This is a genomic window from Brachybacterium avium (genome assembly GCF_002216795.1).
GTDB lineage: Bacteria > Actinomycetota > Actinomycetes > Actinomycetales > Dermabacteraceae > Brachybacterium > Brachybacterium avium.
In genome coordinates this window covers 1,526,189-1,542,443 of sequence record NZ_CP022316.1, presented here as the reverse complement: position 1 = coordinate 1,542,443, position 16,255 = coordinate 1,526,189, and the positions used below count along the sequence as shown (strand labels likewise).

Genomic DNA, 16,255 nt, shown 5'->3' with positions numbered 1-16,255 from the left:
GGCCCCTCAGGCGATGATCGCCAGGGCGCCGGGGTCCACGGGGGCGAAGGCGGGCCGTCCTGCGCACAGCCGCCGGATCTCCTCGAGGGCGCTCTCGCCGAGCCGGTGCAGCTCGTTCCCCAGGGAGCCGGCGATGTGCGGGGTGATCGAGACCGACGGCGCCTCCCACAGGGGATCGTCGGGGGCGAGGTCGTCGTTCACGTCGAGGACTGCGCTGAGGCGCCCGGAGACCACCTGCTCCCGCAGGGCGTCGAGGTCGACGAGGGCCGGGCGCGCGGTGTTGATGAAGGTGGTGCCCTCGCGCATCGAGGCCAGCAGCGCCCCGGTCACCATCCCCTGCGTGGACGGGACATCCGGGGCGTGCAGGCTGACGACGTCGCTACGGCGGAACAGCTCCTCCAGGGTCACGAGCTCCGTTCCCAGGGCTCGCGCCTCCTCCTCGCTCACGTACGGGTCGCTGAGCAGGATCGTCAGGTCGAAGCTCTGCAGCAGCTCCATGACCGCGCGCCCGACCCTGGAGGCCCCGATGAGGCCCACCACTGCTCCGAAGTTGCCTCCGTGGGCGAGCGCCGAGGTGTGCTCCTGCCCCGGCAGCGTCGATGTGCGGCCTCTCGGCTCAGGCTCTGCTTCCCGGCCAGGAGGATCTGGGCCACGCTGAACTCGGCGACCGGCACCGCGTTGGCCTCGGCGGCGGTGGTGACCAGGATGTCGTCCCGCTCCCACAGGGCGGGTGACGCGATGTGGCGCAAGGTCCCCGCGGTGTGCACCACCGCGCGCAGGGCGGGCAGGCGCTGCAGCGTCGCGGCATCGAGGTGCGGTGATCCCCAGCCCGTGATCAGCACCTCGACGTCCGCCAGCTGCTCGTCGGCCGCCGCCTGCAGTTCCGGGACGGTCCGGTCCACGTCGATCTCGACGAGGTCGCTCAGCTCCTGCAGCTGGCCGGGTCCGAACATCAGGTGCTGCTGGTCCTGCGGCATGGCGAGGATCGTCTTCATCGGATGCTGTCCTTCACTGGGGCGATGCTTGTCATCGGGAGTCGCCCCCGGATGCGCGGTCGGTGGGGCGAGATGGCTTGTTCCGGAGCCAATCAGCACGCGAGCGAAGCAATCAATGAGTTACGGGGCGCTGCACCTCGAAAAGACCCTTAATGAGTACCCGTGATCCATGGGGCCCTCGCTACGCTGGTCGCGACCGCCACCGCAGGAGGAGACCCCGCCATGCCCACCCCGACCCCAGATCAACCGAACATCCTGCTGATCATCTCGGATGATCACGGGTATGCCGACCGCTCCTCGCGCGGCAGCGCCGACGCCCGCACCCCGCAGCTGGACCGCCTCGCAGCCGAGGGGACGGTCTTCGATCAGGGCTACGTCACCGCCCCGATCTGCTCCCCCTCCCGGGCCGGTCTCATCGCCGGCGCCCATCAGCAGCGCTGGGGTGCCCGCTGGTTCGACACCTCCGCCTTCCCGCCCGCCCCGCGGCAGGTCATGCCCGAGGTGCTGGGGGAGGCCGGGTACCGCACCGGCTACTTCGGGAAGGTCCACTACGGACCCGAGCGCCCAGGGGACCGGGCGTGCCCCGAGAACCACGGCTTCGACCAGAGCCTCTACGGCCTGGCCGGGCTCAGCATGGGCCGCCTGCACTACCTCCACCACTCCCGCGAGGCGGCCCGGGACTACGGGGAGGCCGCCGACGCGCACGGGGTCAGCCCGCTGTACGAGAACGGCCGCGAGGTGGACTGCGAGGAGCACCTGACGGTCGAGTTCACCGATCGCGCGATCGATTTCATGGGTACGGGTGCGAGCGGGGACACCGACGAGACCGCGAGCGGAGACGCCGACGAGGCGCAGGACCCGTTCTTCTGCATGGTCGCCTTCAACGCGGTGCACAACTTCGCCTGGCAGCTGCCGGAGGACGAGCTCGAGGCCCGCGCCCTGCCCCGACATGACGACTTCGATCCCGCTGCCATGGACTACGTCGACTGGTACGACGGTGCGATCTCGCCGCGGCTCGAGAACGGGCGCGCGTACTACCTCGCCCAGCTCGAGATCATGGATCGGGAGATCGGTCGGATGCTCGACCATCTCGAGGCCACCGGGCGCAGGGAGCGCACCCTGGTCGTCTACCTCACCGATAACGGTGGCTCCACCTGCAATTATGGGAACAATGCACCGCTGGACGGCACCAAGTACAGCCTCTTCGAGGGCGGGGTGCGCGTGCCGATGATCCTCTCGCAGCCCGGCACGGTCCCGAGCGGCGCGCGGTCCGCGGCGCTGGTGACGGCGATGGACCTGCTGCCCACCTTCGCCGCGGCCGCCGGAGCGGAGGTGCCGCCGTCGAACCCGATCGACGGCACGGATCTGCGGCCGGTCTGGGAGGGACGCAGCGCCGGCCACGAAGCGCTGCACTTCGACACCGGATTCCAGTGGGCCGTGCGCACCCCGGAGTGGAAGCTGCGCGGCGTGGACCCCACCACCGGGCACCGCGACCACCTGCTCGCCGTCGAGCACACCGATATCGGCCAGGGCCTCACCCTGGTGCCGATGGGCTCGGATCCGGCGCCGGGCAGCGAATCCGCGGCGGCTGACGTCTCCGCGCAGCATCCGGAGGTCGTCGCCGAGCTGACCGCGCTGCACGAGCAGTGGCGGGAGAGCCTCCAGGCCGTCTGAGCAGGGGCAGTGGCCCGGGGCCGTGGGTCCCGGGCCGTCGTGCCTCTGCGGCGGGGCGGGCGGAGACCGCGCGGCTCCCTCAGCCGTGGCCCAGCAGCGTCCCCATCGGCACGAAATCCGCGAACTCCGGATCCAGGCCCGCTGTGGGAGCGGGCGTGGTGCCGGATTCCCCGGAGCTCTCCGCGGCGGCCCCGGTCTCCGGGGCGTCGACGAGCCCGGCCCGGAGCATCACCGCCAGCTCCGTGGCCGCCCGGCGCACCCTCGCGATCAGCGGTGTCCCGTCGGCCTGACCCTCGGTGTCGGCCCCGAGATCGGAGGAGGCTGCGAAGACCGCGGTGGGCACCACCTCCGACTTGAGGTAGCCGAACATCGGGCGGATCGCGTAGTCGATCGCGAGCGAGTGCCGTGCCGTGCCGGCGGTCGCGCCCAGCAGCAGCGGCTTGTTCCGCCACAGCTCCATGTCCACCGCGTCGAAGAACATCGTGAACAGGCCCGAGGGGCCGACGTTGAAGACCGGGGTGACCGCGATGACCGCATCCGCGGCGCGGATCTGCTCGAGGACCAGCGCCAGGCGCTCGCCGGGGAAGCGGGTCAGCAGAGCGTCGGTGATGTCGTGGGCGTACTCGCGCAGCTCCACCGTGGTCACCTCGACCCCGGCGCCGTCCTTCCCGAGCGCTGCCGCGGATTCGCGGGCGAGCTGATCGGTGAGCATCCGGGTGGAGCTGGGAGTGGAGAGCCCGGCGGTGAGGGCCAGGAGGCGGTAGCTGGTCATGAGGTGATCCTCTCGAAAGCGAAAAGGGGAGGGGGCTGGGACGGGTATAAGTTCCGGGCGTCCTCGGCGCGCAGGCCGGTCCAGTTGTCGCCGGTCTCGAACTTGTAGGCGTCGTCGAAGGCCCCGTCCTTCGCCGCGGCGGCGGCGACCCGGGCGGTGTGGGTGGGGCCTGCGGGGACGTCGGCCGGACGGCGGGCATCGAGCTCGCGACGCAGGACGGGGACCACCTCGGTGCCCAGCAGCTCGATCTGCTCGAGCACCGTCTTCTGCGGGAGGCCCGCGTGGTCCATGAGGAACATCTGGCGCTGGTAGTCGCCGACGCTGTCCGCCATGGACAGGTAGCGCTCGATGACCTGCTCGGGGGAGCCGACGGTCAGCGGGGTCTGAGCGGTGAAGTCCTCCATCGAGGGGCCGCCGCCGTAGACCGGGGCGTGGTCGAAGTAGGGCCTGAACTCGCCCACGGCATCCTGGGAGTTCTTGCGCATGAACGCCTGGCCGCCGAGGCCCACGTAGGCCTGGGCGGCCGTGCCATGGCCGTAGTGCGCGTAGCGCTCGCGATACAGCTGGACCATCTGCCTGGTGTGGCTCATGGGCCAGAAGATGTTGTTGTGCAGGAAGCCGTCGCCGTAGTACGCGGCCTGCTCGGCGATCTGCGGGGAGCGGATCGAGCCGTGCCACACGAAGGGTGCCACGCCGTCCAGCGGGCGCGGGGTGGAGGTGAACTGCTGCAGCGGGGTGCGGAACCGACCCTCCCAGTCCACGACGTCCTCGCTCCACAGCCGCCGCAGCAGATCGTAGTTCTCGATCGCGATCTCGACGCCCTTGCGGATGTCCTGGCCGAACCAGGGGTAGACCGGGCCGGTGTTGCCGCGGCCCAGGACCAGATCGACACGACCCCCGGTGAGGTGCTGCAGCATCGCGTAGTCCTCGGCGATCTTCACCGGGTCGTTGGTGGTGATCAGCGTGGTCGCGGTGGAGAGGATGATCCGCTCCGTCTGCGCACCGAGGTAGGCCAGCGTGGTGGTGGGGGAGGAGGTGACGAAGGGCGGGTTGTGGTGCTCGCCGATCGCGAACACGTCCAGGCCCACCTCCTCGGCGAGCCGGCCCTGCTCGACCACGGACCGCAGACGCTCGTTCTCGGTCGGGATCCTGCCGGTGGTGGGGTCCGGGGTGATGTCGGCGATGGTGAAGATTCCGAACTGCATGGCGGTGCTCCTGACCTCGTGGGCGGGTCTCCGGGAGGGGCGCGGCGGCGGTCGTCACGGCCATCGGTGAGCCGCTCTTGAAGATGCTACAACTTTAAACTAACGCTGGATGGGAGGCAACCCGGGGTGAGCGGCATCGCCCCGCGGGCGACGGCGCGTCCGAAGGTCGAGACGCGAGCGGGGAGGTCGATGACCTCTCGGAACTGGTCGCCCGCCGCAGGAACCGATGGCAGGATGGCGTGCCATGACCTCACAGAGCATCGAGACCCTGCTGGACGCGACCCGATTGGCGGGGCTGGAGACCACCGAGGGCGGCAGGATCCTCGCCAAGGTCTCCCGCCCCGACGAGAAGGGCACCGCCTACCGCACCGCCCTCATCGAGATCGACGGCGATCGCCTGCTCCCGCTCACCCGCGGCAGCTCCTCCATCGGTGCGGTCGCGGCCGCCGAGGACGGCACCATCTTCTTCACCGCCAAGCGCGTGGGTGAGGACGGCGAGGAGAGCGAGGACGCCCAGCTGTGGGCGCTGCCCGTTCGCGGCGAGGCCCGCGAGCTCGCCTCTCGCCTCGGCGGCTTCGGCGGCCTCGCGATGGCCGGTCGGCACCTGCTCGTCGAGCTCGAGGTGCACTCCCAGGCGGCCGACGAGGCCGAGCACCGCGAGCTGAGCACGACGCGCAAGGACGCGAAGGTCACCGCCGCGCTGCATGCCGGGTTCCCCACCCGCTACTGGGATCAGGACCTCGGACCCACCCGACCCGTGCTCGCGATCGCCGCCCTGCCCGACGACCTCGCCTCCGCCGAGCGCACGCGCGTCCCCGCGACGGAGGGCGCTGCCGCCTCCGCCTCTGCTGCCGCCTCCGCTCCCTCCTCCGCGTCATCCGCCTCCACCGATGCCACAGACGACGAGGATCGACCCACCCAGGTGCTCCATTTCCGGCACCTGCCGATGCCGGCCGGCCGCCTGCTGGAGTGGACGGTGGATCGCAGTGGTGAGCGCGCCCTGGTCGCGATGCAGGACTCCCGCGACGACCTGCTCGGCGTGCCTCATCTCCACCTCCTCGACCTCGTCGGGGGTCAGCCCCCGCGCCTGCTGCGCGAGGCGACCGCGGAGATCGAGTACGGGCCGGGCGAGTTCAGCCCAGAGGGCACGCGCGCCCTGATCGGGCGCTTCCAGACCTGGACCGAGACCGCCTCCATGGACACCGCCGTCGAGGTGCTCGATCTCGTCACGGGTGAGTCCCGTCCGCTCTGGCCCGAGCTGGACCACTGGATCGATCCGCTCTGGCTGGACGAGACCACCCTGGTAGCGACCAGCGACGACCAGGGCCGCGGCTCCGTATGGATCGGCGGGGTCGACGATCCCGCACCGCGTCGCCTGGCCGGCGGTCCCGAGCAGGAGCTCGCCTTCTCCTCGGCCTCCATCGCCGGCGGGGCGATCATCGCCTCCGCCTCCGGCATCGCTGTCGCCCCGCACCCGGTGCGCATCGACCCCGCCACCGGCGTCGTGGAGGCCCTGCCGAACCCGGCCGACGCCGTCACCCTGCCCGGCACCCTCACCGAGGTCACCGCCACCGCCGAGGACGGCACCGACCTGCGCGCCTGGCTGCGCCTGCCCGAGGGGGAGGGCCCGCATCCGCTGGTGGTCTTCGCCCACGGCGGCCCCTGGGGATCCTGGAACGCCTGGACCTACCGCTGGAACCCGGGCCCCTTCGTGGCCGCCGGCTACGCGGTGCTGCTGCCGGACCCGGCGATCTCCACCGGCTACGGCCAGTCGATGATCGAACGCGGCCAGCACCAGCTGGGCGGCGCCCCGTACACCGACATCATGGCGCTGACCGACGTCACCGTCGGGCGGGCCGATATCGATGCCGAGCGCACCGCCTTCGCGGGCGGCTCCTACGGCGGCTACATGGCCAACTGGGTGGCCGGCCACACCGGTGACCGCTTCCGCTGCATCGTCACCCACGCCTCCCTGTGGGATACCGACACGATGGGCCACACCACCGACAACGCCGGCTGGGAGCGCCCCATGCGGGAGCAGAACACCCGATACAACCCCAAGAGCTTCGTGGGCGAGATCGTCGCCCCGATGCTGGTGATCCACGGCGACAAGGACTACCGGGTGCCGATCGCGCAGGGCCACGCCCTCTGGTACGACCTGCACGAGTTCTCGGCCACCCCGCGCGACGCCGAGGGCCGCACACAGCACCGCTACCTGTACTTCCCCGACGAGGGCCACTGGATCCAGGGTCGCGGCAATGCGCAGGTCTGGTACGAGACCTTCCTCGGCTTCCTCGACGAGCACGTGCGCGGTCAGGCCTGGGAGCGCCCGGCGACCCTGGGCTGAGCCCCGCGCCCGCTGCGCAGGGCTGAGCCCCGCGCCCGCTGCGCTGGGCTGAGCCTCGCGCCCGCTGCGCCGGGCTGAGCCTCGCGCCCGCTGCGCTGGGCTGAGCCTCGCGCCCGCCCCGTCAGTTACTTGGGGGTAGCCAGTCTGAGCTGTCGCTATGGTCGACGCTTGGCGACAGCTCAGACTGGCTACTGAGAAGTAAGCAGCAATTCGAGTGGAGAAGAGCGCGCCGCTCGCGCCTGCGGGAGAACGCTGGAGCTGGACTCCGGAGCCGGCGGCTCAGAAGGCGGGCAGCAGGGTGGCGCTGTGCTCGTCCTCGAGGAAGTCGCGCACGGCGTCGCTGGTCATCGCCCGGCGCAGCACCTGGATCTTCTCGGAGTCCTGGTTGTCCTCCCGCGCCACCAACGAGATCGTGAAGCGCTTGTCCACGAGCTCCTCGAGGAAGAGCGCGTCGGCCGGGGTCTGGCCCACCTTCGCGATGTAGGAGGGATAGCTGTAGACCAGCGCCATACCCTCCTCGTCGTAGGCGGAGGGCAGGTTCAGCAGGTCGATCTGCACGAACTCGAGGGAGAGCGGGTTGTCGACGATCTCGTCCACGTGCCCTTCGAAACCGGCCTCCTCGGGCAGGGTGATCAGGCCCTGCCCGTGCAGGATCGCGAGGGCCCGACCCTCATTGGTGAGGTCGTTCGGGATCGCGACCTTCGCGCCGTCGGGGAGCTGCTCGATGTCGTCGTAGGCCTTGGAGTAGAAGCCGACCTTCGCGTCGTAGATGCCGTCCAGCAGCGCCAGATGCTCGTCGTGCGCCTCGTTGAACGCCTCCATGTACGGCCCGTGCTGGGCGAAGTTCGCGTCGACCTCGCCATCGGCCAGCAGCCGGTTGTACTGCACGTTGTCGCTGACCTGCACCAGCTCCACCGTGAATCCCTCCTCGGCGGCGACGTCGCCGGCGAGCGTGACCACGTCGGTCATCGGCGGCAGATGGGAGGCGACCTTGATGACCGTGTCCGCCTCCTCGTTGCCCGCGGCCCCGCCGGCACCGCAGCCGGCGAGGGCGAGCGTGGTGGTCCCGGCGAGGGCGGTCAGGGCGAAGGTGCGTCGCTTCATGGGGTCTCGTTCCTGGTCAGGGGCGCTCAGCGCGCCCGCTTGTCGATGATGCGGGCAAGCAGGGTGCCCGCTCCCTGGATGGCCATCACGGCCAGGATCATGAGGAGGATGGTGGTGTACATGAGGTCGTACTCGTAGGTCTGGTAGCCGTACCGGATCGCGAAGTCACCCACCCCGCCGCCGCCGACGACGCCCATGATCGTGGAGTAGCTGACCATCGAGATCGTCACCGTGGTCAGGCTCAGCACCAGGCCGGAGCGGGCCTCGGGGTACAGGAACAGGCTGATCAGCTGCAGCGGCCCCGCACCCAGGGAACGGGCCAGCTCGACGGTCTGCTCGGGCACGTCCAGCAGGGTCTGCTCGGAGAAGCGGGCGTACAGCGCGGCGGCCACGAAGGCCAGCGGCACGGAGGCGGCGGTGGTGCCGAAAGAGGTGCCCACCAGCCAGCGCGTGAAGGGGATCAGCGCCACCACGAACAGCAGGAAGGGCACCGAGCGCACCACGTTCACGTACACGTTCAGCACCCGGTGCAGCCACGGCCGCGGGTACGGTCCCGCAGGTCGGGCGAGGTAAAGCAGGGTCCCGATCGGCAGGCCCACGAGCAGAGCGGCGATCAGGGAGTTGCCGATCATGATCCCGGTCTCGAGGATCGAGGTGATGATCTCGCCGCGGTATTCGCCCAAGCGGGCCAGCAGGACGTTCATGCCAGGAACTCCGTGGCGCGCTCGGCGTAGGAGCCGGCACCCCGCCGCAGCGGGGGAGGGGTCACCTCGGTGAGGGCGGCGAGGTGGCCGCCGGCGAGCACGGCGGCCCGGTCGCAGGAGGACTTGATGACGTCCAGCTCGTGGCTGACCAGCACGATGGTGGTGCCGAAGCGCTCGCGCACATCGCGCAGGATCGCCATCACCTCCTCCGTGGTGCCGGCGTCCAGCGCCGAGGTCGGCTCGTCGCACAGCAGGATCTGCGGCCGGGTGGACAGGGCGCGTGCGATCGCCACCCGCTGCTTCTCCCCGCCGGAGAGCTGGCTGGGGTGCTTGTGGCGGTGGCCTGCCATCTTCACGAAGTCGAGCATCTGCATCACGGTGTCCGGCTCGCGACGGCGTTGCAGCCGCAGGGGCCGGGCGACGTTGTCGAAGACGGTCGAGTTCGCGAGCAGGTTGAACTGCTGGAACACCATGCCGATGCCGCGCCGCCGCACGCGCAGCTCACGCGGGGACAGGGCGCCGAGATCCTGGCCGTCCACCAGCACGGTCCCCGAGGTCGGGGCCTCGAGGTGGTTGATCAGCCGCAGCAGCGTGGACTTGCCCGAACCGGATTCGCCCACGATGCCGAACAGCTCGTGGTCCTGGATCTGCAGGCTGACGTCCTGAAGAGCGGTCACTGCGGAGCGCCCCTGCGGGAAGCTCTTGGTGACGTGGCTCAGTGCGATCATCGTCGGAACAGCCTAACGACGGTGCAGGTCAGGCAGGTATGCCCTGCGTCACCTTCAGGGCCGGATCCCCAGCTCCACGTCAGCCGCGCCCTGCCCCCGCAGCAGCTTGGAGACGGGGCAGCGCGCGTGTGCGGCCTCGGCCAGCTCTAGCGCCCGATCCGGGGCCAGGGAGTCGATGTGCACCAGAGCCCGGGGGACGAAGCGGAAACCACCCGCCGGGTCCCGGTGCAGCCCCATCTCGACGCTCACCGAGCTCTCCAGGTCCAGGCCGTGCTCGGTGAGCACCACCCGCAGCGTCTCCCCGAGGCAGGTGCTCCAGGCCATCGCCAGGAACTGCTCGGGGTTGAAACCGCTCGCGGAGGGCTGGGGCCCACCCGTCGGCAGAGTGATCTCCTCGCCCTCCTCCAGCTGCGCGGTCCCCAGCTCGACGGCGTGGGCATCGTGCACCAGCACCCGGCCTGAGGTGCCGCCGGTGTTCTCGACGCGAGCGGTGTACAGCGCGGGATCGGCATCTCGCGGAGCGGGATCGGGAGCGGGGTCGGTCAGCACCGCTCCAGGCTACGGCGCCGGCCCTCCCCAGCACTGCACCCCGCGCTGGGAGGGAGATCGGTGAGTCCGCCACGGCAGCGCCTCCGTAGCGCCGCGGTCACGTCACCTCGTCGAGATCCGCCGTCCAGGTGTTGCAGGCGGAGAGGTCGCCTTTGGACTCGAAACCGCGCTTGATCCAGTCCACCCGGACCTCGGAGCTGAGGGTATCCGGAGGCTCGCCCTCCGACCAGCGGGACGGGTCGAGCAGGCCCTCCCGCAGCGTCGGCGACGGCTCTGCGGCGGTCGGAACCTGCATGGACATCGCCGCGGCCAGGCACTGGTCCTGCAGACTGTCACGACGCCCGGCCTCGAAGTAGCGCTCTTCGTCGGTGGTCTCGAGCTGCTCGCGCATCGTGAGGTAGTAGAAGGCCACCGAGCTGTTCCAGCCCACGGCGTTGGTGTAGATGTACGCGAGGTCCCAGAGGTAGGCGCCGGGGACATCCGCCGGGTCGCTGAGATCCGTTCCGATCCCGTAGCCCACCGGCCAGTAGATCGTCGAGTCGAGGTTGCACATCCGCGGGAAATCCGCTGCGAAGTGTGAATCGCAGCTGGCACCCGCGGGCACGTCGGGATGGGTGTAGACCACGACGGTCGGGCTGACCCATGGCAGGCCGCGGTCCGAGCTCGCTGTCGCCCATATCTGGTTCAGGCAGCCCGAGGCGGCATCGAGCACCGCCTGGAGCTCCTCGACGCTCGGCTCGATCGGCGTCTCCGGCAGGTCGCACTCCGCCAGCGTGGGCAGTGAGCCCTGGGTGAGGGGATTGTCCTCGAGCACCGCCCACAGCTCATCGACGGAGCCGGTCGGAGGATCGATCGGGGAGACCACCTGGAAGGTGTCGTCCTTCTCGGGTGTCGTCTCCTCCGGCGGGGTCGTCTCCGACTCGCTCGGGGACTCCGGATCCGTGGGGGCTGTGGCGCTGGTGGAGGGAGTGTCCGTGGCGATCGGGGTGTCCTCTCCCTGACGGAGGACGAGATACGTGATCCCGCCGCCGACCACCAGGAGCAGGGCCAGCACGCAGGTCAGCGCGACACCGATGAGGATCCACGGGCGTTTGCGCTGTGGCTGCTGCCCGAAGCCCCCGGGTCCCTGCGGGCCGCCGGGCCCCTGCGGAGATCCTGGGCCGCCGGGTCCCTGCGGACTTCCGGGACCCCAGGCGTTCTGCGGGCTGCCCGGCCCCCAGCCGGAGCCCTGCGGCTGACCCGGTCCGCCGGGTCCCTGGGGGCTGCTGGGATCCCAGGCACCTTGCGGGGTGCGCGGGCCGGGGCCCGTGGCCGGGCCATAGCCGGGATTCGAGGGAACGCCATAGTGCGGTCCCGTCGGGCCGCCCGGCTGGGGCTGCCCGCTCTGCTGGGGCTGCCCGCTCTGCTGGGGCTGTCCGGGCTGTTCGCTGTTCGGGGCCCCGTTCTGCCATGGCTCACCCAGCGGACCCGTGCCGGGCCCGCCCCATCCTGAGCTCGACATCAGCTCTCCCTCGCTTTTGTCAGTCCTCTGCTGCGGGCAGGATATCCGTGCAGGCCGCGCCGGTGGAGGCGGTTCGGGCCGGTCGCCGCGGGGAACGGCCTCAGGGCTCGCAGCGACAGATGCTCCGCACTGCGCTGACGTGCACGGATGCCGTCGGCGCGAGCGGAGGTCCCGATGCGGTCACGAGTCCTCGCGCGGCGAGTGGGCCGGGCATGCGAATGGCCCCTGGCGTGCGATTGTTATCGCAGGTCAGGGGCCATTTTCGGGGCGGAGGATGGGGGATTTGAACCCCCGAGGGCGTTAACCCAACACGCGTTCCAGGCGTGCGCCATAGGCCGCTAGGCGAATCCTCCAGCGCTCGTAAGAGCAGGCATCAGCGTACCCGACGCCCCGGAGTGGTGCGAACCAGGCGGGCGCAGGTCACACTTCGCGTTGATTCACGTCCCCAGCTCCTCGAGCTCGACGAGTCGCAAGTCGTACTGGCCCGCCCCGAGGGCGGTGCGCAGCGGCATCTCATGGGCAGCGCCGACGATCAGCACCATGCGGCCGCCCGGGACCGCGGCGGACGCCGCCCGCAGTCGCGCCGCCATGGCCAGGTTCCGGGCACGCCAGAGCGCGAGGATCACCCGGTGCGCACGGGGGGTCTCCGCCTCGGCAGCGACCCACTCGGCACTCTCCAGACGTTCGAAGAGCTGCCGTGCCCGAGGTGTGGCGTGGAATCGCCACTGGGCCCACAGATCCTGTGGTGCGGCGTCCGGAACTTCCAGCTCATCGAGAAGTTCACTGATCCGGGGCTTCTGGGCGGCGAAGACCCGTTCCATGTCGCTCGGACTGATCTCGGAGCCCTCGGTCTCGGGGTGGTCATCCACGTGGACGAGGCTGGAGTGCCCCAGTGTGCGGCCGAGCTGCGCCCCGATCCGCACCGCCTCCCAGGCTCCGCTGGCGAGCTCCTCGAGGAAGTCGGCCACGTCGGCAGGGAGGTCTGCCCGCTCGTACGGGAGCAGCAGGGCGTTCAACGGTTCCCGCGCTCCCAACCAGGCGAGAACCCGGTCTCGGACCGCGACGGAGACGTCCAGAGCGCGATAGCGAGAGGACCAGATCACCTCCGGACCAGCACCTACGAGCTCTGCGCCGCGACGGGCGTGGGGAGCCCCGCCCACGGAGAAGTCGGCGAAGCCGCCGCTGCGCTGCTCGTACTGCACGACCAGCTCACCGGGCAGGGCCTCGACTGCGATCAGATCCGGCCGCCACGCCAGCAGGCGATCTCGGGCGTGGGACACCACGGAGTCCGGGGTGCTTGCGGTGAGGTGTGCGGTGGGGACGATCAGAAGCTCCGTGCTCCTGGACGAGGCGCCAGCGGTCATCGGTTCCTCTTCCTCCGGGGCTGCCCAGTCTTCCACCGCGCTGCGGCGCGGGCGGCGCATGGCCTCAGCAAGCTCTCCGGCCACCCGCGTGGCCGCGTCTCAGAAGCGCTCCTCGGGGGTGGCCCCCTCGAGCCGGAACCAGCGACGTCTCCCTGCCCGCAGGACCTGCGTCTCTACGGGTGTGAGGACTTCCTCGGGGTGAGTGAGGCGGCGTCCATCCAACTCGACCCCGCCACCGGCCAGGAGACGTCGTGCCTGGCTGCGGGAGAGCTCGGGGCGAGCCGTCGTCACCATCTCGAGCGCCGTCATCGCCTTCCCGCCCAGCGCCAGCGGCGCCATCTCCTGCGGCTGCTCCTTCAGGGAGAAGATGCGGAGGAACTCCTCGCGGCTGCGTCGTGCCGCGGATGCCCCGTCGTGGCGGCGGACGATCGCCTCGGCGAGATCGAGCTTCGCGTCGCGCGCTGCGATGCCACCGGCCAGAGCACGTCCGCCCAGCTCCTCGGTGACGGCGAGCGGCAGATCCGAGTAGACGCGCGCCCACAGACCCACGAGCTCGTCCTGCAGTGTCATCAACCGCCCGAACTTCTCGTCCGGTGCGGCGCACAGCCCCACGTAGTTGTTCATCGACTTGGACTGCTTGGGCCCGCCGTCGAGGCCGGGGGTGACGGTGCTGGTGATGATCGTCTGCGGCGCCTGGCCGTGCTTGACCTGCAGCTCACGGGCCATCGCCTCGTTGAACAGCTGGTCGGAGCCCACGATCGTCAGGTCGGACTCCAGAGCCACGGAGTCGAAGCCCTGCAGCACGGGGTAGATCAGCTCATGCATCGCGATCTCGGTGCCGTCACTGATCCGCGCACGGAACATGTCCCGGGAGACGAGGTGTGCGTGCGTGACCAGGCTCAGCTCGGAGAGCAGACCTGCGACGCCGATCTCGTCGAACCACTCGGAGTTCCGGCGGATCTCCAGCAGCTCCGGTTCGGAGCGCAGCACCCGGGTGACCTGTGTCAGGAACGAGTCGGCGTTCTCGCGGAGCTGCTGCTCGGTGAGGACCGGGCGAGCGACGCTGCGGCCGGTGCTGACTGCCGATTGCTGCTCTCGGGCGTCGGGGCCGTCCGGGGTGGGCGTCAGCCCGATAAGTGGGCGCGGGGTCTCAGTCGTCGGCCTCGGGGTGGCGGGAGAGGTTGATGATGGCGGCGGTGAGGCCGCCCCAGACGGTCACGATCGCAACGATCATCATGATGATGGCGGAGATGGACATTGCTGCTCCTGTTGGCTGAGGGGAAACGGGTACTGCGGGGGCTCGGGAGCCGGGGCCCGGACGGGGCCGACCAACGTGCAGGACGCGGCCGGCCCCGTCAGGCGGTCAGGGCGCCGAGCGCAACTCGTGCGGGGTGGTGGCGGAGGGGTCCGCCACCAGGCCCTTGCCGGGGACGGCCTCCGGGGCGATCGGGTCGCCGTCGGAATCCGCCTTGTACAGGTTGGAGCTCCTCGACCACGGGATCAGCGACAGGAGGATCGCGATGACCACGAGGCTGATCGCCATCAGCCATCCGAACACGAGGTTGAACCAGCCGGGGTACTCGCTGTACGTGGTCTCGGAGGTGACCAGGTCGTAGGTGCTGAGGACCAGCGAGACACCGAGCACCAGCGGGGCGATCACCGCCACGCACAGCATCCAGATCTTCCCGATCGGGAAGGTGCCGTACCGGTTGAGGTGGTCGCGCAGCGTGGGCAGGCCCCGCACCAGGTAGGAGACGACGATCGTGGACACGGCCGCGGCCGCGACGATGCCGTACTCGTTGACCCACTTGTCCATCACGTCCAGCAGCGGCAGACCCATCGTGGTGGAGAACAGGATGATGGAGACCACGGCCATCGGGATGCTGACCGCCAGGGTCGCGGGAATGCGCGCCATGCCGAACTTGTCCTGGACGGCGGAGATGACCACCTCGACGATCGAGATCATCGAGGTGAAGCCGGCCAGCACCAGGGAGCCGAAGAACAGCACCCCGATGATGGCGCCCGCCGGGGCCTCGCTGATGATGGTCGGGAAGGCGATGAACGCCAGGCCCACGCCGTCGGTGACGACCTCGTCGATGGCGACGCCCTGGGCCTGGGCCATGAAGCCCAGTGCCGAGAACACACCGATGCCGGCGAGGAGCTCGAAGCCCGAGTTCGCGAAGCCGACCACCAGGCCGGAGCCGGTGAGGTCGGTCTTCTTCTTCAGGTACGAGGAGTAGGTGAGCATGATGCCGAACGCCACGGACAGCGAGAAGAAGATCTGCCCGTAGGCGGCGATCCACACCTTGGCGTCCGTCAGGGCGCCCCAGTTGGGCTGGAAGAACGCGTCCAGGCCGTCGATCGCGCCGGGCAGGAACAGCGAGCGCACCACCAGGATGATGAACATGATGATCAGCAGCGGGATGAAGATGACCGAGGCGGCGGCGATGCCTCGCTGCACGCCCAGGGCCATCACCACGATCACCGCGAGCCACACCACGATCATCGAGATCAGCACGGCCGGCACGAAGTCGAAGGCGACCGTGGCGTCGGCCCCACCGAGCGCCTGGGTGTACTCGCCGAAGAAGGCTCCGGCGTCATCGCCCCAGCGCTGGTCGATGGAGAAGATCGTGTAGTTCGTGGCCCAGGCCAGGATCAGTGCGTAGTACAGCGCGATGACCAGGGCGATCAGCACCTGCCACCAGCCGATGAACTCGGTCCAGCGGGTGAAGCGGCGCCAGGCGGCGGGGGCGGAGCCGCGCCAGCGGTGCCCGATCGCGTAGTCGAGGAAGAGCAGCGGGATGCCCGCGGTCAGCAGGGCGACCAGGTACGGCAGGATGAACGCGCCGCCGCCGTTCTCGTAGGCGACTGCGGGGAAACGCCAGATGTTGCCGAGCCCGACGGCCGAGCCGATGGCCGCGAAGATGAAGGTCGTCCGGCCGGCGAACGCGCCGCGATCCGCGCGTCTGTCGGTGGTGCCGGCCGAGGGGGACGTTGCACTCATGGAGAGCCTCCGGGGAACTGCGCCGCAGGGACGGCGCGGAAGAGGGCCGACGACGGTGACGGCCTGGGGAAGGGGCGCCGTGAGGACGGCGTCCATGGCGGTCGCCGGGGCGACCGGGAACCGCAGGGGTCAGCGGTCCTCGCAGAGCGCGCCGCTGCGGGATCGCCGCAGAGCACTGTGGGAGGGATGGTACCGGTCCGGTCCTCTCACCGCAGGCTGTGCTCACGGTGCGAGCCGGAGACGGGCGGAGTTCGGCGAGCGCCCGAAAGGCCGTGGGCCGTCGGGACGATTCGTGGTCATCGCGCTCG

15 protein-coding genes and 1 tRNA gene are annotated in these 16,255 nt (G+C 70.2%); 2 read left to right on the top strand and 14 right to left on the bottom strand.

Going from position 1 to position 16,255, the window contains the following annotated elements; translation table 11 throughout:
- Window positions 1-6: 6 nt before the first annotated feature.
- A complete protein-coding gene (locus CFK39_RS16545; protein WP_245822961.1) occupies window positions 7-498 on the bottom strand; it encodes an NAD(P)-dependent oxidoreductase in 492 nt (163 codons plus the stop codon).
- Window positions 471-995 (bottom strand): Rossmann-fold NAD(P)-binding domain-containing protein, encoded by a 525-nt coding sequence (locus CFK39_RS16540; protein WP_218192271.1) that lies wholly within the window; start codon window positions 993-995, stop codon window positions 471-473. The genes CFK39_RS16545 and CFK39_RS16540 overlap by 28 nt, the downstream gene beginning before the upstream one ends.
- 222 nt (window positions 996-1,217) lie before the next feature.
- Here CFK39_RS16540 and CFK39_RS06980 point away from each other — a divergent pair, with 222 nt between their 5' ends.
- A complete protein-coding gene (locus CFK39_RS06980; RefSeq protein ID WP_089064862.1) occupies window positions 1,218-2,669 on the top strand; it encodes a sulfatase family protein in 1,452 nt (483 codons plus the stop codon).
- Between the two features lie 79 nt (window positions 2,670-2,748).
- On the opposite strand, the gene CFK39_RS06975 is transcribed toward CFK39_RS06980, so the two are convergent.
- Together CFK39_RS06975 and CFK39_RS06970 are read right to left on the bottom strand one after the other, a co-directional pair.
- A complete protein-coding gene (locus CFK39_RS06975; RefSeq protein WP_089064861.1) occupies window positions 2,749-3,441 on the bottom strand; it encodes a CE1759 family FMN reductase in 693 nt (230 codons plus the stop codon).
- On the bottom strand, window positions 3,438-4,646 hold the full coding sequence (locus CFK39_RS06970) for an LLM class flavin-dependent oxidoreductase (protein WP_089064860.1): 1,209 nt from the start codon (window positions 4,644-4,646) through the stop codon (window positions 3,438-3,440). The genes CFK39_RS06975 and CFK39_RS06970 overlap by 4 nt, the downstream gene beginning before the upstream one ends.
- A gap of 244 nt (window positions 4,647-4,890) precedes the next feature.
- Between CFK39_RS06970 and CFK39_RS06965 the strand changes: the two genes are divergently transcribed.
- The gene (locus tag CFK39_RS06965; protein ID WP_089064859.1) at window positions 4,891-6,993 is read left to right on the top strand and encodes a S9 family peptidase; all 2,103 of its coding nucleotides are present in this window, start codon (window positions 4,891-4,893) and stop codon (window positions 6,991-6,993) included.
- 279 nt (window positions 6,994-7,272) lie between these two features.
- Here the strand turns inward: CFK39_RS06965 and CFK39_RS06960 are convergent, their stop codons facing one another.
- The 10 genes from CFK39_RS06960 to CFK39_RS06915 all read right to left on the bottom strand — a co-directional run bounded on the left by CFK39_RS06960 (window position 7,273) and on the right by CFK39_RS06915 (window position 15,947).
- The gene (locus tag CFK39_RS06960; protein ID WP_089064858.1) at window positions 7,273-8,097 is read right to left on the bottom strand and encodes a MetQ/NlpA family ABC transporter substrate-binding protein; all 825 of its coding nucleotides are present in this window, start codon (window positions 8,095-8,097) and stop codon (window positions 7,273-7,275) included.
- 26 nt (window positions 8,098-8,123) lie between these two features.
- Window positions 8,124-8,801, bottom strand: coding sequence for a methionine ABC transporter permease (locus tag CFK39_RS06955; protein ID WP_089064857.1), 678 nt, complete (start codon window positions 8,799-8,801; stop codon window positions 8,124-8,126).
- Window positions 8,798-9,529: a methionine ABC transporter ATP-binding protein gene (locus tag CFK39_RS06950; RefSeq protein WP_089064856.1), complete on the bottom strand. Its 732-nt coding sequence runs from the start codon at window positions 9,527-9,529 to the stop codon at window positions 8,798-8,800. The genes CFK39_RS06955 and CFK39_RS06950 overlap by 4 nt, the downstream gene beginning before the upstream one ends.
- A gap of 54 nt (window positions 9,530-9,583) precedes the next feature.
- Window positions 9,584-10,078, bottom strand: a complete 495-nt coding sequence (locus tag CFK39_RS06945; RefSeq protein WP_089064855.1) for an OsmC family protein — start codon at window positions 10,076-10,078, stop codon at window positions 9,584-9,586.
- 97 nt (window positions 10,079-10,175) lie between these two features.
- Window positions 10,176-11,132 (bottom strand): neutral zinc metallopeptidase, encoded by a 957-nt coding sequence (locus CFK39_RS06940; protein ID WP_177348991.1) that lies wholly within the window; start codon window positions 11,130-11,132, stop codon window positions 10,176-10,178.
- A gap of 715 nt (window positions 11,133-11,847) precedes the next feature.
- Window positions 11,848-11,932 (bottom strand) — tRNA-Ser (locus CFK39_RS06935).
- Window positions 11,933-12,016: 84 nt separating this feature from the next.
- Window positions 12,017-12,943, bottom strand: coding sequence for a hypothetical protein (locus CFK39_RS06930; protein ID WP_089064854.1), 927 nt, complete (start codon window positions 12,941-12,943; stop codon window positions 12,017-12,019).
- Window positions 12,944-13,042: 99 nt separating this feature from the next.
- Complete coding sequence (tyrS, locus tag CFK39_RS06925) at window positions 13,043-14,071, bottom strand: tyrosine--tRNA ligase (protein WP_245823001.1); 1,029 nt, start codon at window positions 14,069-14,071, stop codon at window positions 13,043-13,045.
- 22 nt (window positions 14,072-14,093) lie between these two features.
- Window positions 14,094-14,201: a methionine/alanine import family NSS transporter small subunit gene (locus CFK39_RS06920; protein WP_089064852.1), complete on the bottom strand. Its 108-nt coding sequence runs from the start codon at window positions 14,199-14,201 to the stop codon at window positions 14,094-14,096.
- A gap of 105 nt (window positions 14,202-14,306) precedes the next feature.
- Window positions 14,307-15,947 carry a sodium-dependent transporter gene (locus CFK39_RS06915; protein WP_089064851.1) on the bottom strand — a complete coding sequence of 547 codons (1,641 nt, stop codon included), beginning with the start codon at window positions 15,945-15,947 and terminating at the stop codon, window positions 14,307-14,309.
- Window positions 15,948-16,255: the final 308 nt, after the last annotated feature.